At 33.7% G+C, this 23,974-nt stretch carries 14 protein-coding genes; all 14 read left to right on the top strand.

Features of this window, described 5'->3' with window-relative positions; translation table 11 throughout:
- Positions 1 to 251: 251 nt before the first annotated feature.
- The 14 genes from ACFPTQ_RS07740 to ACFPTQ_RS07805 all read left to right on the top strand — a co-directional run bounded on the left by ACFPTQ_RS07740 (position 252) and on the right by ACFPTQ_RS07805 (position 23,916).
- Entirely contained in the window at positions 252 to 1,649 is a 1,398-nt protein-coding gene (locus ACFPTQ_RS07740) for a hypothetical protein (protein ID WP_379775944.1), read from the top strand.
- A gap of 38 nt (positions 1,650 to 1,687) precedes the next feature.
- Complete coding sequence (locus tag ACFPTQ_RS07745; RefSeq protein WP_379775947.1) at positions 1,688 to 4,699, top strand: SusC/RagA family TonB-linked outer membrane protein; 3,012 nt, start codon at positions 1,688 to 1,690, stop codon at positions 4,697 to 4,699.
- Positions 4,700 to 4,711: 12 nt separating this feature from the next.
- On the top strand, positions 4,712 to 6,319 hold the full coding sequence (locus ACFPTQ_RS07750) for a RagB/SusD family nutrient uptake outer membrane protein (RefSeq protein WP_379775950.1): 1,608 nt from the start codon (positions 4,712 to 4,714) through the stop codon (positions 6,317 to 6,319).
- Between the two features lies 1 nt (position 6,320).
- On the top strand, positions 6,321 to 7,961 hold the full coding sequence (locus ACFPTQ_RS07755) for a glycoside hydrolase (RefSeq protein ID WP_379775953.1): 1,641 nt from the start codon (positions 6,321 to 6,323) through the stop codon (positions 7,959 to 7,961).
- Positions 7,962 to 8,092: 131 nt separating this feature from the next.
- The gene (locus ACFPTQ_RS07760; RefSeq protein WP_379775956.1) at positions 8,093 to 10,528 is read left to right on the top strand and encodes a sugar-binding domain-containing protein; all 2,436 of its coding nucleotides are present in this window, start codon (positions 8,093 to 8,095) and stop codon (positions 10,526 to 10,528) included.
- Positions 10,529 to 10,674: 146 nt separating this feature from the next.
- Complete coding sequence (locus ACFPTQ_RS07765) at positions 10,675 to 12,042, top strand: glycoside hydrolase family 27 protein (protein ID WP_379775959.1); 1,368 nt, start codon at positions 10,675 to 10,677, stop codon at positions 12,040 to 12,042.
- Complete coding sequence (locus ACFPTQ_RS07770) at positions 12,042 to 13,973, top strand: family 43 glycosylhydrolase (protein WP_379775962.1); 1,932 nt, start codon at positions 12,042 to 12,044, stop codon at positions 13,971 to 13,973. Before ACFPTQ_RS07765 ends, ACFPTQ_RS07770 begins: the two co-directional genes overlap by 1 nt.
- Before the next feature lie 160 nt (positions 13,974 to 14,133).
- A complete protein-coding gene (locus tag ACFPTQ_RS07775; protein ID WP_379775965.1) occupies positions 14,134 to 16,155 on the top strand; it encodes a DUF2264 domain-containing protein in 2,022 nt (673 codons plus the stop codon).
- Between the two features lie 145 nt (positions 16,156 to 16,300).
- Positions 16,301 to 17,332 (top strand): winged helix-turn-helix domain-containing protein, encoded by a 1,032-nt coding sequence (locus ACFPTQ_RS07780; RefSeq protein ID WP_379775968.1) that lies wholly within the window; start codon positions 16,301 to 16,303, stop codon positions 17,330 to 17,332.
- Between the two features lie 192 nt (positions 17,333 to 17,524).
- Positions 17,525 to 18,595, top strand: a complete 1,071-nt coding sequence (gene rhaT, locus ACFPTQ_RS07785) for an L-rhamnose/proton symporter RhaT (RefSeq protein ID WP_379775971.1) — start codon at positions 17,525 to 17,527, stop codon at positions 18,593 to 18,595.
- Between the two features lie 37 nt (positions 18,596 to 18,632).
- Positions 18,633 to 20,768 (top strand): bifunctional aldolase/short-chain dehydrogenase, encoded by a 2,136-nt coding sequence (locus ACFPTQ_RS07790; protein ID WP_379775974.1) that lies wholly within the window; start codon positions 18,633 to 18,635, stop codon positions 20,766 to 20,768.
- A 178-nt stretch (positions 20,769 to 20,946) separates the two neighbouring features.
- Positions 20,947 to 21,261 carry an L-rhamnose mutarotase gene (rhaM, locus tag ACFPTQ_RS07795; RefSeq protein ID WP_379775977.1) on the top strand — a complete coding sequence of 105 codons (315 nt, stop codon included), beginning with the start codon at positions 20,947 to 20,949 and terminating at the stop codon, positions 21,259 to 21,261.
- Positions 21,262 to 21,274: 13 nt separating this feature from the next.
- On the top strand, positions 21,275 to 22,549 hold the full coding sequence (locus tag ACFPTQ_RS07800; protein WP_379775980.1) for a TIM barrel protein: 1,275 nt from the start codon (positions 21,275 to 21,277) through the stop codon (positions 22,547 to 22,549).
- 14 nt (positions 22,550 to 22,563) lie between these two features.
- Positions 22,564 to 23,916, top strand: a complete 1,353-nt coding sequence (locus ACFPTQ_RS07805; protein ID WP_379775983.1) for an FGGY-family carbohydrate kinase — start codon at positions 22,564 to 22,566, stop codon at positions 23,914 to 23,916.
- Positions 23,917 to 23,974: the final 58 nt, after the last annotated feature.

Below are 23,974 nucleotides of genomic sequence, written 5' to 3' on the forward strand. Positions count from 1 at the left end.
TTTTTAATATCATATTTGGTTATTTCTTTGCCAAGCTGATAGCTTTTTTTTTAGAATAGTAAATTTCTTTTATGTTAAGTTATCGTAAAATTTGTAGACCATTAAACACTAATTATTAACTAGCAAACTAAAATCCAAGGTATGAAAATTATAGAAAGTTAATGAAATTTTATTATAGATTAAAATTGTGAAAAACTATTAAACTAACCAGCCATTTTTGTATACGAACAGGCTTTAAAAATTGAAAACATATGAATAAAATCTCGTATTTATGTTTACTCACTTTTTTTGTTATTCTTTTTTCAGGATGTCAAAATGATGAGTCAGCTTATCCTGCTTCAGCAGACCCTACCGTTTCGTTATCAACCAATGAAATTTATGGAGCTCCAAATAGAAAATTTGAAATCAAAGCGACTTTAAATGATGATTTAGGTCTAAAGAGTGTTAGAATTGAAATTCCGGAATTGAGTTTAGATAAAACAATCAATTTTGCCACGGAACCTCTTTTGACTACCTATGATTTGAGTTATTTCTTTGAAGTCCCAGCTGATAGAGGAACATCAGAGGCTTTTAAAATTAAATTAACAATTACAGATGTTTCCGGTAACGAAATTGATCAGGAGATTGATTTACGTTTGGATGGCGAATTTAGTGCTCCTGCAATTAGCATGATTACACCTAAAGAAGGTGCAGTGATTTTATTATCATCCAGTACTGAATTACCGGTTAATTTTGTTGTGAATGATGATTCAGGAATTGATTATATCGAAGTAAAATGTGAAGCTTTAAATATTGATGAATTGATCCAGTTAACAGGTTCCCCGCAGTCATACACATTTAACAAAACTTATAATTTGCCTGTAACTGCTGCCCAATATGTTTTGACTATTACTGCAAAAGATAAATTTGCGATTCCTAATATGGGGACTTTAAATATAAATGTAGTAGCCACTAATGAATACCCAGCAATTTATTTATGTGATCAACCAAAAGGGACTAATTTAACAACAGATGCTGTTGGTGTACCGATGTATTTCCACGAAAAAAGCGGACAAGATTTTGAGTTTAAATATTATGCTGATACAGATAATAAACAAATCTATTTCTTAGGACAAGAGTCAGATTTTGCTCCTCACTGTTTTGGATTGAATGGTTCAGGAAATTTAGTTGATGATGTTAATGCTTCACCAATAATTTTACCTACTAAAGGATATTATAAAATAAAAGTTAATCCAAGTACTCTTGTTTATACAGTTTCAAAATACACGCCGTCATCTAAAGTTTGGGCAGATGTAGCAAATGGTTTGTGGCACGATAATGAAGCATTAAGAAGACCTTTCGTAAGTATTTGTGGAGGAGGTATTCAAGGCGCAACATGGGATACTTGGGATGCATGGCAACAAAAAGGATTGCATTTGGCTAATAATCCAAACAATCCATATCAATTAGTAGGTGAATATACACTTACAGGTACAATGGAAGGAACTTTTACAGGTCAGTGGTGGAGTCCATCCTGGAGATTGATTAAAAATGGTATTGCTACCATGTCGCCGGGTTCAAATGGAAATGCTAAATATCCTGCTGCTCCGGGTGTTTATAAAGTGGTTCTCGATACTGAACTAGAAAGAGCTTTTATTACAAAAAAATAATTAGTTATATCCATAACATTTATTAAATAAACTTAAAGATGAAATATAAATTTATAGGGTTGTTGATAGCCGTGCTATGCTGCGCAACAACCTTTGCACAAATTACAATTAAAGGAACAGTAAAAGATAAAATGGCTGTTCCAATTCCCGGGGTAAATGTTTTTGTTAAAGGAACACAAACTTCTACTTCGACTGATTTTGATGGAAACTATAGTGTTGTAGTTCCTAATAAAGATTCTCAAATAGAATTTTCTTTTATTGGTTTTAGTACACAATTAATTAAAGTTGATCAAAAAACAACAATAGATGTTGTTTTATTAGAAAACAATCAAACTTTAGATGAAGTAGTGGTAGTAGGTTACGCAACTGTAAAAAAGAAAGATGTAACTAGTTCGATCGCTTCTGTTAAAGGAAAAGAACTCCAAACAATGACAGTAGGTAATGTTACCGAATCGCTGCAAGGGAAAGTTGCAGGGGTTCAAATTACTGGAGCTGGTGGTCCTGGTGCTCAGCCTAGAGTATTAATTCGTGGAATTTCAACTGTAAATTTAAGTACAGATCCTCTTTATGTAGTGGATGGTATTCCTATGGGAACAAGTATTAATTTCCTTAGTAATAACGAAATTGAATCGATGGATGTACTAAAAGATGCTTCTGCAAGTGCTATTTATGGTTCTCGTGCATCTAATGGTGTTATCTTAATTACTACTAAAAAAGGTAAAGCTGGTAAAACAAAGTTTACTGTTGATATGAGTACAGGTTATCAAATTATGAATAAACCTTACGATATGGCCGATGCAGAGAATTATGCTAATATTTTGAATACTGCATATACTAATTCAGGTTATTCAGAGTACTTACCAAATGCTGAACAATACAGAGGAAAAACTACAGATTGGTGGGGAGCAGGAATTAATAAAAATTCATCTGTAACTAATGCTTCTATAGGAGTTTCTGGTGGTTCTGAAAAAAATACCTATGCTATTAGTTTAAACTATTATAATTCTGATTCATTTTACGAAATTGGGGGATGGAAACGAGTTACAGCTAGAATTGCTAATGATTTTAAATTTACTGATAAATTTTCAGCTGGAGTAACTTTAAATCCACGTTACGAAACTTGGGGAGCACCAGGAAACTGGGCAGATTTTGTTAAGATAGATCCAATTACACCAATTTATAAAAGAGCAGATCAATTAAATGGTACTGAAAATGAATACAGTATATATGCTCGTTCTCCATCCTATGTTTGGAATCCAGTTGCTTCGGTTAAAAGATATGATGATTATAATAATTTGTATAATTTGAATTCGAATGCATATTTACAGTATGAGCCAATTAAAGGTTTGATTATAAGAACACAGGGATCTGTTGAATTTGGAAACAAAATTTGGAATAAATTTAGTCCTGATTTTGTAATTGATGCAGCTCATGAAAAAGCTGAAATTAACAGTGTCGAAAGAAAAGCAACTACAAATGTAGATTGGACATGGCAATCTACAGTAACGTATTCAAAAACTTTTGCTGAAAAACACAATGCTAGTTTTATGGCTGGTTTAACTATGGAAAATTATGATTCCTCTGATGTTTGGGGGTATGGAGAGGGAGTGCCTAATAATTCACAAACGATGAGAGAATTAAGTGCTGCAACTAAAAACCGTAACAGTAGTGGTACAAGTTGGTCAAGTTCTTTAATGTCATATATTTCAAGACTTTCTTATAATTTTGATAGTAAATATTATTTGACAGCTTCATTTAGACGTGATGGTTCTTCTAAATTTATGGCAAATAACAAATGGGCTAATTTCCCAGCAGCATCAGCTTCATGGAGAATCTCGAATGAAGATTTCATGACAGATTTAAATTCAACCATAAACAACTTAACTTTTAGGGCAGGTTGGGGTAGAGTGGGTAATCAAAATTTACCAGCTTCCGTTTACCAATCAAATATAGGGCAAGGCTATTATGTTATTGATGGAAATGTTGTAGATACTTCATATCCATCTACAATGGCTAACAAAGATATTCGTTGGGAGATTGTAGAAGATATCAACTTTGGTCTTGATTTTGGTCTTTGGAAAAACAAAATTTCAGGTTCATTAGAATATTATCAAAAAACAACAAAAGACATGTTGTTCGTAAAGCAGTTCCCTACTTATAGTGGTTTTCCTTCTTATGCAACAATTTGGACAAACGTTGGTTCTATGCGCTCTAACGGAATTGATTTGCTTTTATCTTATAAAGACAAGAAAGGTGATTTCTCTTATGGTGCCGATTTGACTTTTACAACCGTTAACGTAAAAATGGTTTCATTATCTACTGAAGGAGAAAAACTGTATGGTTCAAGTAACAGAACTTTAACTATTCAAGATGATGAGCCAGGTTATTTTTACGGGTATGTAGCTGATGGTTTATTCCAAAATCAAGTAGAATTGAACTCACATACTGATGAGCATGGTACAAAACTTCAACCTTATGCAAAATTAGGAGATGTACGTTTTAAAGATGTAAATGGCGATGGTAAACTAGATGATAAGGATAGAACTAAAATTGGTTCACCATGGGCTGATTACAATATTGGTTTAAACTTGAATTTTGCTTACAAAAACTTTGATTTAGTAGCTAATTTCTATTCAAGTATTGGAAATGAATTGGTAAACCAAAACATATCTGACTTATATAATGGAGCAAGTCTAACAAATAAAGTAAGTGGATTAGATCAAATGGCTTGGCATGGTGAAGGAACTTCAAATTATATTCCGAGACTTTCTAAAGATGATAACAATGAAAACTTTACAAAATTCTCATCCTTATATGTAGAGGACGGTTCTTTCGTTCGTATGAAAAACCTTCAGTTAGGTTATTCTTTCTATAATAAATTTGGCTTTGACAAATTGAGAGTGTCATTATCAGGTCAAAATATATGGACATGGACAAAATATTCAGGTGTAGATCCTGAAGTTGGTGGTGGAGTTCTAGGATCAGGATTTGGAGGATGGAATTACCCAGTTCAACCAACTGTTTTGATGGGTATTAATGTAGCATTTTAATTTAAAAAAAGTATGAAAAAAATAATAGTTTCGATATTAACATTTGCTGCAGTTGCAGTTTCCTGCAGTGATTTTATTGAAAAGGATGCAAGAGGTACACAAACATTAGAGAATTATTTTCAAACAGCACAAGAATGTGAAAATTATGTGAATGAGCTAACTCATAGATTGTTGTTGCCTAATGATTGGTGGACTTTGATTGCTCCAAGAGTAACAAATGAAATGGCAACAGATGATGCTTGGATGGGAAATACAGGTCAAGATAGTGGGGCTCATAGACCAGCATCGCAATACCTTATTACTCCGGATAATATGGGCGATATGAATAGTATGTATACAGCTCATTTTTATACGATTCAATCTTGTAATATTGGATTGGCTAAAATGGAAATGGCGCCTATAAGCGAGTCTCAAAGAAATCAGTATGTAGGGGAATCATTATTTGTTCGCGCTTATTGTTATTATGAATTAGTTAATAACTATGGTGGTGTTCCATTGTATACAACGGTACTTGGCACAAGTGATTTAAAATTGGCACGTAGTACTGCTGCCGAAGTATATGAACAAATTGAAAAAGATCTTAAAGCTTCTGCAGAAAAATTAGAAGAAGTAGAAGTATTTAGAAACGGAAGAATTAATAAATGGGCTGCTTATGCTTTATTAGCACGTGTATCCCTGTTTCAGGAAAAGTGGGCCGAAGCTAAACTGTATGCTAATAAAGTAATAACTGAAGGACCTTATTTATTAGAGCCAAATTTCGTAAATATTTGGGATGTTAATAATCATAACGGAGTAGAGTCTATTTTAGAGGCTCAATCTTCGAGTGTTCAGGATAAGAATTTAGGATGTGCATTACCAACTTTATCTGGTGCTAGAGGAGAGGATAAAAAGTATTTCCCAAGTAACGATGCCGCAGATGTTCTTGATGGATGGGGATGGTGTATGCCAACAAGTGATTTAGAAAATGCTTATATCTCTGAAGGAGATGTAATCCGTCGTAGAAGTACCATTACAAAATGGGGTGAAGCTGCTTATGGTGATGAAGTTTTAAATCCAACTCATAAATTCAGTTTGAATGATAATAAGTCAGGACGTATTATTCGTAAATACTACATTCCAATAGCAACTCGTCGTGCATTAGACAAGAAAGATGGACACTTACCATTGAATGTGCCATTAATTCGTTTGGCCGAAATGTATCTTACAAGAGCAGAAGCTAATTATCATTTAAATGATGCTGAAGGCGCTATGGCAGATATTAATGTTGTTAGAGCACGTGTGGATTTAGATCCAGTAGAAGGAATGGCAGGACCAAATCTGTTGAGAAAAATTTACAAAGAGCGTCGTTTAGAATTAGCTTTCGAAGGATTACGTTTATTTGATATTAGAAGACAAAAAGATCCAAGTACAGGTAAACGTGTTATCGAAATGTTGATGGGACCTAACGGAACGTTTGTTCGCTACAACTTAAATTCTACCGATCCTTATGAAACCACAAATACTAGAGAAGCTCAAGATAAAGGAATTAATTTTGACGCTACTAAGCATTTGGTTTGGCCAATTCCACAATTAGAAATTGACTTAAGTGGAGGAATTATTAAACAAAATCCAAATTATTAAAATGAATTTTTTAAATAAAAGTAAAGTAAGTCTACTATCAGTAGGCTTACTTTTTACATCGATATTGCAATTTAGTTGTTCTTCTGATAATGAAGAGAAATCAGATTCTGAAATTTCAGTGATTAGAGAACTTACGATTAATTTAGATATGAGTCTTCAAACAATGGAAGGCTTTGGAGCTTCAGATGCTTGGCAATGTAATAATATTGGAAAAAATTGGCCAATAGAAAAGAGAAATGCTATTGCTGATTTATTGTTTAGTAAAGAAGTTGATAGCGAGGGTAATCCTAAAGGGATTGGTTTGTCTTTATGGCGTTTTAATCTTGGTGCTGGAAGTACTGAACAAGGAGACGCTAGTGATATTATTGATGAATGGAGACGTACAGAATGTTTTACCATTGATGGATTAACTTATGATATGAGTAAGCAAGAAGGGCAAGTTTGGTTCATGAAAGCTGCAAAAAATCGTGGAGTCGATAAATTATTAGCTTTTACAAACAGTGCTCCAGTCTATTTGACTCAAAATGGTAAAGCACATGCAAGCATAAATACTTTTTACAATTTAACAGATGGGAAAATGCCTGAGTTAGCTGATTTTTGGGTAAATGCTATCGAAAAATTAAACACAGTTCACAATTTGACTATTGATTATGTGAGTCCATTTAATGAACCACAATATGAGTGGGATGGATCTGGTCAAGAGGGTTCCCCTGCATCTAATGCTAATATTTATAGTTTTGTTAAAATTTTGTCTTCAAAATTACAAGAGAAAGGTTTGAATTCTAAAATAGTTGTGGGTGAAGCAGGTGCATTTGAACCACTTTATAAGACGGTATCAGGTAAAGAAAATAGATCAAATCAGATAGACTATTTTTTCGCACCAAACTCCACTAAAAATATAGCTGGTTTGAGTAATGTAAAGAAAACTATTTCTGGTCATAGTTATTGGCAAGTTTGGCCTTTAAGCGAAATGATTTCATCACGAAAGGCTTTAGCAAACAGAGCTAGTAGTATTTCTGGATTGAGTGTATGGGCATCTGAATATTCTATTCTTGAAAATCCAGGAACTGCAGAACTACCAGATGGTGCTGGTCCAGGAAGAGATTTAGGAATGAGAACTGCGTTATGGGTAGCTCGCATTATTAGTACCGATATTTCAATTGGAGGAGTTACATCATGGCAATGGTGGACAGCAGTAAGTCGTGGTGATTATAAGGATGGATTAGTTTATGTGGATAATGGAATTACAGAAGGAGCTGGTGATGCAAATTATTGTAAGTTTGATGGTTTTGTTAGAGATTCTAAAACGCTATGGGCTTTGGGAAATTTTTCTTTCTTTGTAAAGCCAGGTATGCAAAGAATTCTTATTCCTAATTTAAATAATGAATCGGCTATTACAGATACAATGATAACAGCTTATAAGGATGAAGTAAACAAAAAAATAGTTATTGTTGCAGTAAACATGAGCGAATCTACTAGAGTTTATAATTTGAATCTATCAGGAGGAAAAATTGTAGACAATAAATTGACACCTTATGTAACTTCAGCAACAATGAGTTTGAAAAAGTTGGCAGCAGTAAATACGGATAATGTCGAAATTCCAGCAAGATCTGTTGTTACCTACGTTGGGAATTATAATTAAAAAGAGAATTTCCCCTTTTTTTTGCGAATTTCCCCCTCTTGTTAACTATAATTTAATCTTTTCTTTGCTTCTTTATGATTTTGTAAAGAAGTTTTGAAATTTTAATACCATCTATATATCAAAAAACAATTATGACAAAACCAAAAAAAATCTTTTTAGCAATTCTCACCTTTGTGAATGTATCTGTTTTTAGCCAAATTGGATTTGGGGATGCTAAAAAAATCAATGAACAGTGGAAATTTATTCTACAAGACAAACAAGATTTTCAAAATCCAACTTATGACGATAGTAAGTGGAAAAAAGTTTCAATTCCTCATGATTGGAGTGTTAAAGGACAATTAAGTCCTACTTTAGCAAGTGCAACTGGATTTTTACCCGGAGGTATTGCTTGGTACAGAAAATCTTTGAACGTGCCTGAAGCAAAAAAAGGTGAAAAAGTATTCTTGTATTTTGAAGGAGTTTACAACAGAAGCGAAGTTTTTATCAACGGACATTCTTTAGGAAAACGTCCTAATGGATATATTTCTTTTGCATACGATGCAACTCCATATATTAAATACGGATCTGAAAATAGTATTGCTGTTCGTGTTGACCATAGTCAAAGTGCCGATTCTCGTTGGTATACTGGTTCTGGGATTTATAGAGATGTTTGGGTAGTGTATGCTAACCCAATTCATATTGCCCAATGGGGTGTTTATGCTTTTCCTGAAGTAACTAAAAAAACAGGAATTTTAAATGTTGAAGTAGAAGTTCAAAATAGTTCTAATCAAAAAGCAAATTTAACGGTTGTTAATGAGTTGATATCGAATGATGGAACAATTGTTGCTAAAAGCACCAATTCTATTGCTGTAGTTGCTAATCAAAATGGAAAAATTGCTACTAAATTAAAGGTTAATAATCCAAAAATATGGGATATTGAAAATCCAAATTTGTATCAATTAAAAACGTCTGTTTTAAATGGAGGAAAGCTTATTGATCATTCGTTGACACAAACTGGTTTCCGTAGTTTTACATTTGATGCTAATAAAGGTTTTGCTTTAAATGGTAATTGGATGAAGATTAAAGGTGTTTGTTTGCATCATGATGCTGGTGTATTAGGGGCGGCAATTCCAAAAGAAGTTTGGGAAGGAAGATTGAAAACATTAAAAGCAATTGGGGTCAATGCAATAAGAACAAGTCATAACCCACAAGCGCCTCTATTTTATGAGCTTTGTGATCAATTAGGTCTATTAGTTTTAAATGAAGCTTATGATGAATGGGAATTCCCTAAACGTAAGTGGTTAGAAGGTTGGAATGTAGGAACACCAGGATTTGAAGGTTCTTTTGATATTTTTGCTGATTGGGCCGAAAAAGATTTAGAAGATTTTGTTCGTCGCGATAGAAATCATCTTTCGGTATTTGCTTGGAGTATTGGTAATGAAGTAGATTATCCAAACGATCCTTATTCTCATCCTGTTTTAGATGGAGGAAAAGATACTGGTTTCTCTCAAGCTGCTTACGGAGGTTATAAAAAAGATGCGCCTGATGCGATGCGTTTAGGCGGGATAGCAAAAAGATTAGTGGCTGCTGTAAAAAAATATGACAAATCACGTCCTACAACTGCCGGTTTAGCTGGTGTAGCAATGTCTAACGAAACAGAATATCCAGGCGCTTTAGATATTACAGGGTATAATTATACTGAAGGTAAATACCAATCGGATCATAAAAAATATCCAAATCGTGTGATTTTTGGTAGTGAAAATCGTCATGATTACGAAGCTTGGTTAGCGGTTAAAAATAACGAACATATTTTTGGTCAGTTTTTATGGACTGGTATTGATTATTTAGGAGAGTCAGGTAGATGGCCTTCTAGAGGTTTTTATTCAGGATTAGTTGATTTTGCTGGAAACATTAAACCAAGAGGTTATTTCCGTCAGTCATTATGGTCAAATAAACCTATGATTTATATTGGTACTTATATTTCTAATGATACAAACAAAAAACACCTTTCCATGGATGCTTGGTCATTGTGGAATTATGACGAAGGGCAAAAAGTAAAAGTAGTTTGTTATACTAATGCACCAAAAGCACGTTTAGAATTAAACGGAAAAGTAGTTGGAGAGGTTAAAGAATACGATCAAGAAGTAGGGATTATTTCATGGGATATTCCATATCAATCTGGAAAATTAGTTGCTGTGGGCTTAGATAAGAATAATAAAGAAGTAAGCCGTTACGAAATCACTTCTTCTAAACAACCTCATGCTATTTCAGTTCAAAGTGCAGATAAGCAAATTAATAAAGACAAAGGAGTAGCCGAAATAATTTTACAAATTGTCGATGAAAATGGTATTCCAGTGATGCTTTCTGATAATGAAATAACATGTAAAATTATCAGTGGTAAAGCTAGTTTGTTAGGCTTAGAAGCAGGAAATAATAGTGATATGACTGATTATACTGATAATGTTCACCGTGTTTTTAATGGACGTATTTTAGTCTATATTCAGTCTAATGACAGTACAGAACCTATCAAAGTTCAATTTACTAGTCCTTGGTTAAAAGCAACTGAAGTAACTATCAATGTGAAATAGTTTCTTTTTTAAAGTAAAAAAAGAAATAAATAAAATGGCGTTTTTAGAAATTGACCTGTTTACTTTTTAGTAGACAGGTTAATTTTTATAATAAAAAAACTTCGTTATATTTGAAGTGTAATATTAACACATATTAATTAACCAAAATGAAATTAAAGAATAAAATAGTATTGTTATTGGGAGTTGTACTGGTGTCTTTGTTTGCAAAAGCGCAAAACTCAGTTTTAAAGAAAGACGAATTTAAGCAATGGGCTCAAACGCCTCCTATGGGGTGGAATAGTTGGGATTGTTATGGCTCAACAGTTGAAGAACATGAAGTAAAAGCAAATGCTGATTATATGGTTAAAAACCTAAAAAAGCTGGGCTGGGAGTATATTGTTGTTGATATTAGATGGTTTGTAGAAAATGATAAAGCAGGGGGGTATAATCAGAAAGATCCACGATATGTAATGGATCAATATGGAAGATATTTACCAGCATTGAATAGGTTTCCTTCTGCAAAAGATGGAAACGGATTTAAACCTTTAGCGGATTATATTCATAAAAAAGGATTGAAATTTGGAATTCACATTATGCGTGGAATTCCTAAAAAAGCAGTAGAAGAGAAATTACCTATTAAGGGAGCTAACGGAATTACAGCTGACCAAATATACACTACAGCCTTACAATGCGAATGGTTAAAAGACAATTACACAATTCTAGCAGATAAACCTGGAGCGCAAGAATATTATGATTCATTATTCGAATTGTATGCACAATGGGGTGTCGATTTTATTAAAATTGATGATTTGTCTAGACCCTATCATGAAGCCGAAATTAATCTGATTAGAAAAGCGATTGATAAATGTGGACGTAAAATTGTTTTAAGTACTTCACCAGGTGAAACTCCTATATCTGCTGCCAGCCACGTAAGTTCACATGCTAATATGTGGCGTATGGTAGATGATGTTTGGGATACTTGGCCTCACATAACTCATTTAATGGATGTAGCTCAAAAATGGTATCCATACATTGCGCCAGGAACTTGGCCTGATTGTGATATGATTCCTTTAGGAAGAATTTCGTTAAGAGGAGAGCGAGGAGAAGATCGAATGTCACGTCTAACCAAGGACGAGCAGTACACCTTGATGACTTTCTTTACAATTTTTAAATCGCCCTTGTTTTTTGGAGGAGATTTACCTAGCAATGATGCTTTTACTTTATCTTTATTAACGAATGCTGAAGTTTTAAAAATGCACCGTGAAAGTACTGATGTAAAGCAACTTTTCCAAAAGGATGGTACTGTTGCGATAACTTCAAGAAATCCTAAAGATAAAAGTATTTACCTGGCCTTGTTTAATATCTCAGACAGAGATTTTAGAGATGTGTCTGTTCGTTTAGCTGATTTAGGAATCACTTCTGCTGAAATTACTAATATGTGGACGGGTGAAAAACTAGGTTTAGTAAAAGATGAAATTGTGGTATCTGTAAAAGAACATGGTTCAGTTTTATATAAATTAAAATCAAAAAAATAATGCGTAAAATACAATTCAGTTTAGTTTTATTCTTACTTATAACTAGCTTTTCAAAAGCACAAAATAAATCGGGTGTTCCACCTGTTGTTGCCGAAAAAGATTTAACAGCTTATTTGTTTGTGTATTTCACAGGAAATAGTGTAGAAGAAGAGGCTGTTCGTTATGCCATAAGTCCTGATGGCTATCATTATTATCATTTAAATGATAACAAACCTGTTATAGATAGTAAATTAATTAGTTCTACTGGTGGTGTTCGTGACCCACACATTTTAAGGGGAGAAGACGGTAAAACCTTTTACATGGTTTTGACTGATATGACCTCTTCAAAAGGTTGGGATTCTAACCGTGCAATGGTGTTGCTAAAAAGTACTGATTTAGTAAATTGGAAAAGTAGTGTAGTAAATATCCAAACCACTTTTTCAGGAAATGAAAATTTGAAGAGAGTTTGGGCGCCACAAACTATTTATGATGCAAAAACGGGTAAATACATGATTTATTTCAGTATGCAGCATGCAGGGGGGCCAGATATAATTTATTATGCATACGCTAATAAGGATTTTACAGCTTTGGAATCAGAGCCAAAAGTGTTATTTGTGCCAAAGTCTAAAAATGCTTGTATTGATGGGGATATAATCGAAAAAGACGGTGTTTATCATTTGTTTTACAAAACCGAAACAAAGACTCCAGGTATTAAAGTCGCTACTTCTAAAGATTTAACTTCTGGAAATTGGACTGAAAATGATAATTATTTGCAACAAACAAAAGAAGCTGTTGAAGGAGCAAGTGTGTTTAAACTGAATCATTCTGACGAATATATTTTGATGTACGATATGTACATGAAAGGGAAATATCAATTTACTAAAACCAAAGATTTGGAACATTTTACAGTGATTGATAATGAAATTTCAATGGATTTTCATCCACGTCACGGAACGATTTTACCTATCACACGTTCTGAATTAAAACGATTAATTGCTAAGTGGGGTAAACCAGCGGCTTATCCACAAATCAATAATAATCCAGTTTTAGAAGGATTTTATGCAGATCCAGAGGTTTTATATTCGAATAAAACTAAGAAATATTATATTTATCCTACCAGTGATGGTTTTGATGGTTGGGGAGGCTACTATTTCAAGACTTTTTCTTCTGATAATTTAGTTGATTGGAAAGAGGAAGTTATAATCATAGATCTTAAAAAAGATGTGTCTTGGGCTAATAGAAATGCTTGGGCACCTTGTATAGTGGAGAAAAAAATAAAAGGCAAATACAAATATTTCTATTATTTTACTGCTGCTCAAAAAATTGGTGTAGCTGTCTCAGATAATCCAGCAGGTCCTTTTAAAGACAGTGGTAAAGCTCTAGTGAGTTCTCGTCCTGAAGGAGCAAAAGGTGGTCAGGAAATTGACCCAGATGTTTTTACAGATCCTAAATCAGGTAAAAGTTATTTGTATTGGGGTAATGGATATATGGCCGTTGCCGAATTGAATAAAGATATGGTATCTTTCAAGGAAGGAACGACTAAGTTAATAGCTGTAGATAGAACTTTTAGAGAAGGTACTTATATTATATATCGTAATGGAATTTATTATTTCCTTTGGAGTGAAGATGATACCAGAAGTCCAAATTATAAAGTTCGTTATGGAACATCAAAATCTCCAGTAGGGCCTATTGAAATTCCTAAGGACAATATTGTAATTCAAGGAAATAAAGAACAAGGTATTTATGCGACAGGGCACAATTCAGTAGTTAAAGTTCCGAACAAAGATGAGTGGTATATTGTTTATCACCGTTTCCCTTACCCTAACGGGATAAATATGGGTGATGCTGCTGGTTTTCATCGTGAAGTATGTATTGATAAGTTAGAATTTAATTCAGATGGGACAATTAAGCAAGTGGTTCCAACTCTTTCTGGAATTAATCCTCTTAAATAGAATTAAATTATAATTTTATAACTCTAAAAAGGAAAGTACTATTAAAAAAGTGACTTTCCTTTTTTTATTCATGCAACAAACTGGTAGGTAGTAGTTCAATTTATTGGATTGACCTTTTATCTTTGAAAAATTGCTATAACCAAAATTTTATTTAGAATCTATGAAAAACCGCCAACTTCTCGTTTTAGTATTGCTTTTTGGATTGCCAATCTGGGCGCAACAGATAGTTGAAAAATCGACAAATTCGATTTTCGAAATAAAAAATCCCGATTTTCAATTAAGTCCTGAAACAGGAATGACCAAACAACATTGGAAAGATGCTGCTATGTATCTTTTAGAAGGTGCTTTTAGTTATATCCAATCTCTTGATGATCCTATGAAGTTTCCTAAACAGGAAGGAAAAAGTTATCCACAGAATGAAGGGCAGATACCTACAGAAAAATTAGAAGGTTTGTGTAGAACCTTATTTGTTGCTGCTCCGCTTTTAAAAGAGAATCCTTCATTAACAATTAATAATATTAAAGTTGCCGATTATTACCGTTACCAAATTACTCAATTAACAAATCCTCAAAGTGCGTCTTACATTGTTCCTCGTTCTAAAAATGGAGGTCCTAGTCAGAATTTAGTAGAGTTTGGCGCATTGTCTATTTCTTTATTAGTGAATCCAGAAGTGTTATGGAATCCTATGTCACAAGAACAAAAAGATGCTTTGGCTAGAACCATGTTAAGCTACGGTGATGGACCAACGGTGAATTCTAATTGGAAGTTTTTCAACATTTTTGTATTGAGTTTCTTCAAGCAACAAGGTTATGTAGTTAATGAAAAATTATTAGTAGAATATCTGGACAAGTCTTTGAAAGATTATCGGGGAAATGGCTGGTACAATGACAGTCCAGCGTATGATTATTATAGTATGTGGGCTTTTCAAATGTATGGAATGATGTGGTCTGAATATTTTGGAAAGCAATACTACCCAGAATATGCAGCCAAGTTTACAAAGAACTTTAGCGATTTAAATGCTAATTACCCTTATTTGTTTAGCAAAAATGGCGAAATGATTATGTGGGGAAGAAGTATGAGTTATAGAGTAGGAGCCGTTATTCCGTTTCCATTAATGGGTTTTCAAAACGATTCGTCAATAAATTATGGCTGGATGCGAAGAATAGCTTCGGGAGTGATTAAACAATTTTTCACCCATCCTGATTTTATGAAAGACAAAGTTCCTACACTTGGCATGTATGGCCCTTTTGAACCAGCGGTACAAATTTACAGCTGTCGCGGAAGTGTTTACTGGATGGGAAAAATCTTTTTCGGATTATTGATTCCTGATGATAATCCGTTTTGGACAGCCAAAGAAAATAATGGTGCCTGGGATACTGAATTTAAGAAAGATGAAGTGTACAATAAATTTCAGGGCGTTTCCGAAATTCTAATTACAGATTATCCAAATATTGGCGCTTCTGAAGTGAGAGCCTGGTGTCATGAAAAGGTTAAAGACGACTGGCAAAAATTCCGGTCTACAGAAAATTACAACCGCCTTTCTTACATCAGTGCGTTCCCTTGGCAAGCCGATGGAGCAAACGGAGAAGTAGCAATGAATTATGTTATCAAAAATAAAGCGAACCAATGGGAAGCCTTCCGCTTATATACTTTTAAGAAATTTGAAGATGGTATTTATTATCGCGATGTTGTTTTAGAAACCGATTCGAATGTAAAATTCAATCTGGCGGATATTCCTTTGGCAAACGGAATTTTAAGAGTGGATAAAAATAATAGTTCAGTACCACTTCAAATGCGATTGGGACACTATGCCTTACCAAAGTTAAAGGGTGAAATTAAAACGACTATTAGAAAAGTTAAAAATCATGAAGTAACTATTATTGATAATGGAAAATATCAATTAGCCATGATTCCGCTTTTAGGCTGGGACAAATCAGAAGTAGTTCAGGCAAAAGACTTGCATCCAGAAGCCAACGAAAGTTCAGTTATTAATGTTGTCACTAATTTTGTTCCTAAAAACGAACAAGCGAATGTTTACGCCACATTAATGCTATGGAAAAAATCAGGAGAAAAGTGGAGTAGTCAGGAATTAGTACCCGTTAAAGAACTTTTTTATTCTACTGAATCAAAAAACATTAAAGTTGTTTTTAATAATAATACAGTCAAATGGATTAAATATTAATTGCAACTCAAAATTAATTTCAAAGCTTGTTTCTTTATTAAAGGAACAAGCTTTTTTTTTAATGAAATTACTATCTTTGAGAGTATTTTTGTTTTAAAATAAAAAATGTAAACGTTACCAAATGTAATTTTTTCAAAAACTCAAGATGAAAAGAAAATTGAAATTAGAAAGTCTTGCTATTGATGAGTTTTCTGCCACGCCAAAATACCAGCAATTAGTGAATGCGATATTAAATGCTATTAAAAAAGGGATTTTAAAAAAGGGCGACTCTATGCCATCTATCAATGAACTTAGTTTTCAGTATGAAATGTCTAGAGTTACCATAGAAAAAGGATATAATATACTACGAAAAAAAGGGATTTTGGAAGCTTTTCAAGGTAAAGGGTATTTCGTAGCTAATACTGATGTATCTCAGGATATTAAAATTTTTTTGATGTTTAACAAATTAAGTGCTCATAAAAAAATTGTTTATGATGCTTTTGTTGAAACTTTAGCTGATAAAGCTGCCATTGATTTTTACGTTTATAATAATGACTATGCATTGTTTAAAAAGTTATTGAATCAGCAAAAGACGGATTATACTCATTATGTGATTATTCCTCACTTTATAGAAAAATCAGATGATTATCAATTGCTAATTGACGGAATTCCAAAAGAAAAATTAGTACTTGTAGGAAAAAAAATAAAAGGGATTACTGGTGAATATGCTGCTGTTTATGAAAATTTTGAACAAGATATTTATAAGGCGTTAAGCGAAGCGCTAAAACCTTTGAGTAAGTACCACACCTTAAAATTGGTTTTTCCAGTGGATAGTTATTTTCCAAAAGAAATAGCAAAAGGTTTTGAGAATTTTTGTTATGACTATGCTTTTAATTTTAAAATCGTAAGCAATCTTGATGATGAAGAGGTCAACGAGGGAGAAGTATATATTAATCTTATGGAAGAAGATTTAGTTAAGATCTTAGATAAAATAATCAGCTTAAACCTAGCAGTAGGCAAGCAGGTAGGTTTGATATCTTACAATGAAACTCCTCTGAAAAATTATATTATGAATGGTCTTACTACAATTTCTACCGATTTTAAAATGATGGGGAAAACAGCTGCTCATTTAATTTTAAATAACTCTAGAGAGCACGTTGAAAATCCTTTTTCGTTGATTTTGAGGGGGTCACTGTAAGTTTTGTAAAAAAACAGCTATTCTGAATATTTAAAAAACGATACCTAGAATTTCACATTTTGTATTTAATCTGTCAGAAACTTAAAAAAAATATATTTTTTACCCTGAGACAAGGATTGTACAGGACAGTTTTAATTTTCCTTTTCTTTTATTTTACAATTCTATTACACAACCTTTAACTTATAATAATTTATGGAATCAATTCTTGGTATACTTTTTCATTCAATAGGAGGTTTTTCTTCGGGAAGTTTTTATATGCCTTTTAAAAAGGTAAAAGACTGGGCTTGGGAAAGCTACTGGATTGTTGGTGGTTTTTTTTCTTGGTTAATCGTTCCGCCATTGGCAGCTTATTTGACTATTCCAAATTTTACAGAAATTATTAGCTTAGCTGCTCCTACCGTTAAGACTGTTACTTATACCATGGGATTAATTTGGGGTATTGGAGGATTAACGTATGGTCTTGGAGTACGTTATTTAGGGATGTCTTTAGGGAATTCGATTACCTTAGGGTTTTGTTCTGCTTTTGGGGCATTAGTACCACCAATATATTATAATTTTAATCCAATTGAAGGAAAAGAATCCTTTACAGAGATGGCATCTACAGCTGGAGGACAGTTAGTGTTGTTAGGCGTTTTAGTTTGCATCTTAGGAATTGTTTTATTAGGTAAAGCAGGTACACTTAAAGAGAAAGATTTTGCTGTAGGACATGAAGATAAGGATAAAGATTTTAATCTGGCAAAGGGACTTATAATCGCTATTATTTCAGGTATTTTAAGTTCATTCTTCAATTTTGGTATTGAATCAGGAAAACCAATGGCAGATACAGCAAATGAAGCTTGGAAAGCTTTAAATCCAGGTCAGGGTGAGTTTTTATTTCAAAACAATGTAACCTATGTGGTATTGCTTTGGGGCGGACTTACAACTAATTTCTTATGGTGTATGTATCTTAATTTTAAAAATAAAACCTTTGGCGACTATACTAATACAAGTACTCCAATAGCTAAAAATGTTTTATTTTCTGGTATCGCTGGTACCATGTGGTTTTTACAATTTTTCTTCTACGGAATGGGTGAAAGTAAGTTAGGTAATGGAGCTAGTTCATGGATTTTACACATGTCTACTATTATTTTGACGGCAAACTTTTGGGGATTCTACTTGAAAGAATGGAAAGGGGTTTCTAAAAAGACCTATCAGATTTTCTTTTTCGGAATCGGATTAATGTTTTTATCAATCGTTTTAGTTGGTATAGGGAACTCAATATAATTATAATACGGAATAACAATTTTAAATTTAAATAACAATGTCAAATACTAATACAATGACTTTTAAACACGTAAGTTACCTATGGGATGATGCTAAGGCTGCTGAATTAGCAGGTGATGAAGTAGCTCTATTTATTTATCGCTCTAATTTATTAGGGGCAGATTTGAGATTAACTAATTATGGGGGAGGAAATACATCTGTAAAAATTACCGATAAAGATCCGTTGACTGGAGCTGCTACTGAGGTAATGTGGATTAAAGGTTCTGGTGGAGATATTGGAACATTAACAAAATCAGGTTGTGCTGCTCTTTACTTAGAAAGATTACGCAATTTAGAAAATGTATACAGAGGTATCGAATTTGAGGACGAAATGGTGGAATTATTCAACCACTGTATTTTTGATTTAGCTTCAAAAGCGCCTTCAATCGATACGCCATTACATGGTTTCTTGCCATTTGCTCACATCGATCACCTACACCCGGATGCAGCTATTGCTATTGCTGCTGCAAAAGATGGTGCTAAAATCACTGAAGAGTTATTCAACGGAGAGATTGGATGGGTTGGATGGCAACGTCCAGGTTTCGACTTAGGGCTTCAATTAAGAGCTTGTTTAGAAGAAGCGGAGAAAAACGGAAAAAAATTAAAAGGAATCATGTTAGGTTCTCACGGTTTATTTACTTGGGGAGATACAGCTTACGAAAGCTATGTAAACACTCTTGAAGTAATTGAAAAATGTGCTGAGTATTTAGAGTCTAACTACGGAAAAACCCGTCCTGTTTTTGGAGGTCAAAAAATCGAAAGTCTTTCTGAAGAGGCTCGTAAATTACAGGCAGCTAAATTAGCTCCAATCTTAAGAGGTTTCTGTTCTTCAGAGCGTAAAATGATTGGTCACTATACTGATGATGCAAGAGTTTTAGAATTCATCAACTCTAATGATTTAGAGAAATTAGCTCCTCTTGGAACTTCTTGTCCGGATCACTTCTTGAGAACTAAAATCAGTCCTCTTGTGATTGAATTGGCTCCAAACGAAGATTTATCTGATGTTGATGCTATCAAAGCTAAATTAACTCCAGCTTTCGAAGCTTACCGTCAAATGTACACGGATTACTATAATACTTGTAAAAAATCAAACTCACCAGCAATGCGTGATCCAAATCCAGTGGTTATTTTATACCCAGGAGTAGGTATGTTTACTTTTGCAAAAGATAAAACAATGGCTCGTTTGGCATCTGAATATTATACTAATGCTGTAAACGTAATGAAAGGTGCTGAAGCAGTTTCTGAATATACTTCATTACCTCACCAAGAAGCTTTTGATATCGAGTACTGGTTATTAGAAGAGGCTAAATTACAACGTATGCCAAAACCAAAAGCATTATCTGGAAGAGTTGCTTTAATTACTGGTTCTGCCGGTGGTATTGGTAAGGCTATCGCTAAGAAATTTGCTGAAGAAGGTGCTTGTGTTGTAATCAATGATATCAACGAAGAGCGTTTGGAAGGAGCTACTGCTGATTTCAAGAAAACTTTCGGTAGAGATGCAGTTTCTAGTACTTTATTAAACGTTACTGATGATGCTAGTACAGCTAAAGCTTTAGACGCTGCTTGTTTAGCATTCGGTGGTGTTGACATAGTTGTAAATAATGCTGGTATCAGTATTTCTAAATCAATTGCTGAGCACTCATTAGAAGAGTGGGACAGATTATATGATATCTTGGTTAAAGGACAATTTATTGTTTCTAAAGCAGGAATCGAAGTAATGCGTAAACAAGGATTCGGTGGGGATATAGTAAACATCGTTTCTAAAAATGCAGTTGTTGCAGGACCAAACAACCCAGGATATGGTTCAGCTAAAGCGGCTCAGGCTCACTTGACTCGTTTGATGGCTGCTGAATTAGGTGCTGATAAAATCCGTGTGAACACAGTTAACCCTGATGCTGTAATCTCTGACTCAAATATTTGGTCTGGAGGATGGGCTGAAGGACGTGCTAAAGCTTACGGAATTACTGTTGCTGAATTACCGGCTTACTACGCTAAGCGTACTTTATTAAATGAAATTATATTGCCAGACGATATTGCTAATGCATGTTATGCTTTCGTTGGAGGTTTGTTAAGCAAATCAACAGGAAATGCATTAAATGTTGACGGTGGTGTTGCAATGGGCTTTTACAGATAGTTTTTAGATGTTAGTTTTTAGATTGATTAATCTAGCGTCCGATTATTTTCGGACGTTAGATTTTTCTTAGTCAAGAAATGCATCTGTAAATTTCTTTCCTTTTTTAAAAAACAAATATTCTTTAGCAACTCAGGTGGTTTATTGCATAATGACTGCCTTTTTAGTATCATCTTAATTTATGAAAAAAGTAGCATTTAAAATGCAATTGCATCAAGGTCAGGTTCAAGAATACCAAAAAAGGCATGATGAATTGTGGCCTGAATTAGCTGATTTATTGAAAAGTGTAGGAGTAGAAGATTACTCTATTTTTTTTGATGAAGGTACACATGCCCTTTTTGGTGTTTTAAAAATTGAAGATCCAAGTCGTTTAGATGAATTGCCTAAACATCCTGTTATGCAAAAATGGTGGAAATTTATGGGAGATATTATGGATGCCAATCCAGACAATTCACCAGTGAGTGTTTCGCTCAAAGAAGTTTTTTATTTACCTTAAAATTTAAATTATCATGATATTAGATTCTAATAAAATTGCAGCTCATAATGACGGACTTTATGCTGCTCATAAAAACAAATTAGTTTTCACTCTTTCAGAAATTGCTGAATCAGAAAATATTATCCAAAAATTAATTGATTTCCAAATTGCAATTCCATCTTGGGCTTTAGGTACGGGAGGAACTCGTTTTGGACGTTTTCCAGGTGGTGGAGAACCTCGTTCTTTGGAAGAAAAAATCGAAGATGTAGGTTTGTTACATGCTTTAAATAATGCTTCTGGAGCAATCTCTTTACACATTCCTTGGGATATTCCAACAGATAGAAATGCTATCAAAGCTTTGGCTGCTCAACATGGTTTGAAATTTGACGCTGTAAACTCAAATACTTTCCAAGATCAGGCTGATAGTCAATTTTCTTATAAATTTGGTTCGTTACAAAACGTAAACAAAGCAATCCGTAAACAAGCCGTTCAACACAACATTGATGTTATCCAACAAGGTGTTGAGTTAGGTTCTGAGTCGTTAACTGTTTGGTTAGCTGACGGATCTTGTTTTCCAGGGCAATTGAATTTCCGTAAAGCTTACGAAAATACATTAGAGAGTTTACAGGAAATTTATGAAGCATTACCTTCAAACTGGAAATTATTCTTAGAATACAAATGTGCGGAACCTAATTTCTATTCCACTACAGTTGCTGATTGGGGACAATCGTATTCTTATGTGAAAAAATTAGGGGATAAGGCAAAAACCTTGGTAGATTTAGGTCACCACCTTCCAAATGCTAATATAGAGCAAATCGTTTCCTTATTATTGATGGAAGATAAATTAGGAGGATTCCACTTTAATGATTCTAAATACGGAGACGACGATTTAACTGCTGGTTCATTAAAACCATATCAATTGTTTTTGATTTTCAACGAATTAGTAGAAGGTATGGATGCTAAAGGTATTGATCATGCTACAGGTTTAGGTTGGATGATTGATGCTTCTCACAACGTAAAAGATCCAATGGAAGATTTATTGCAATCTGTTGAGGCTATTATGATAGCTTATGCTCAGGCTCTTTCTGTAGATAGAAAAGCTTTAGAAGCTGCTCAGGAAGAAAATGATGTTGTTAAAGCTCAGGAAATTTTACAAAATGCTTTCCGTACAGATGTTCGTGCATTAGTTGCCGAAGCTCGTCTACGTGCTGGTGCTGCTCTTAATCCAGTTGCATTATACCGTCAGTTAGGTGTGCGCAATGAATTAATTGGAGAAAGAGGTTTAAAAACAGTAGCAACAGGATTGTAAAAAAAGAATATTAAATGAATGCAGTAGCCATTTTCGACATTGGAAAAACCAATAAAAAAGCCTTTCTGTTTAATGAAAGTTATCAAATTGTTTGGGAAAATTCAGTAAATCTTCCGGAAACAGTTGATGAAGATGGATTTCCTTGCGAAGATATAGTAGCTCTAAAAGATTGGTTTTTGGGGTGTTGGGAGCAAATGAAAAAGCAAACAGAATACAATCTAAAAGCAGTTAATTTTAGTGCCTACGGTGCTAGTTTTGTGTATGTTGACGAAAAAGGCAATCCTTTGACTCCTTTGTACAATTATTTAAAACCATATCCTAAGAAATTACAAGATAAATTTTATTCTAAATACAAAGGAGAAGAAGTTTTCGCAGTGAAAACTGCTTCTCCAGTTTTAGGAAGTTTAAATTCAGGCATGCAGGTTTACAGATTAAATAAAGAAAACCCTGAGGTTTTTGATAAGGTAAAATATTGCTTGCATTTACCGCAATACATGAGTTTTTTGTTAACCCAACAAGGTTTTACTGATATTACAAGTATTGGATGCCATACAAATCTTTGGAATTTCAATAAAATGAAATACCATAAATGGACAAAAAAGCAAAACATCAGTGAAAAATTAGCTCCAATTCACAATTCAGAAGAGGTTGTTACTCTTGAAGATGGGACTGCGGTTGGTATTGGATTGCATGATAGTTCTTCGGCATTGATTCCATATATTATCAATTTTGAAGATCCGTTTGTGTTACTTTCCACAGGAACTTGGGTAATTACCATGAACCCTTTTAATAATAAGAAATTAACTTTTGATGAGTTGCAAAATGACTGTTTGTGTTTCTTGCATTACAAAGGAAAACCAGTAAAAGCTTCCCGTTTATTTGCAGGTAATGAACATGAAATTCAATCATTAAAATTAGCTAAACACTTCAACGTTGCTGAGGATAGTTACAAAAATGTGCTATACGATAAAGATATAATTACTAAATTGCGGGCAAAATTCAAGCAGTACACTAAGGGTGATAGTAAAATTTTGAAAAATTGTCCTTTTAACAAAAGAGATTTATCAGAATTTGAAAATTACGATGAAGCTTACCATCAGTTGATGTTGGACTTAATTGCGCAACAAATTATTTCGACTAACTTGGTGATTCACAATAGTCTTGTAAAGAAAATTTTTGTAGATGGTGGTTTTAGTAAAAATTCCATTTATATGAATTTGTTGGCAGAAGCATTCTCAACAGTCGAGGTATATGCGGCATCTATGGCACAGGCAAGCTCTTTAGGAGCTGCACTAGCCATTCACAGTAGTTGGAATACAAAACCAATTCAGAATGATTTAATTGATTTAAAATTTTATAAACATTAATAAAAAATGCCTATCCTCATTCCACTTAACGAATTACGATAGGCAGTTTTTTTTAGTA

It is taken from the genome of Flavobacterium sp. GCM10022190 (assembly GCF_042656445.1).
Lineage (GTDB): Bacteria > Bacteroidota > Bacteroidia > Flavobacteriales > Flavobacteriaceae > Flavobacterium > Flavobacterium nitratireducens.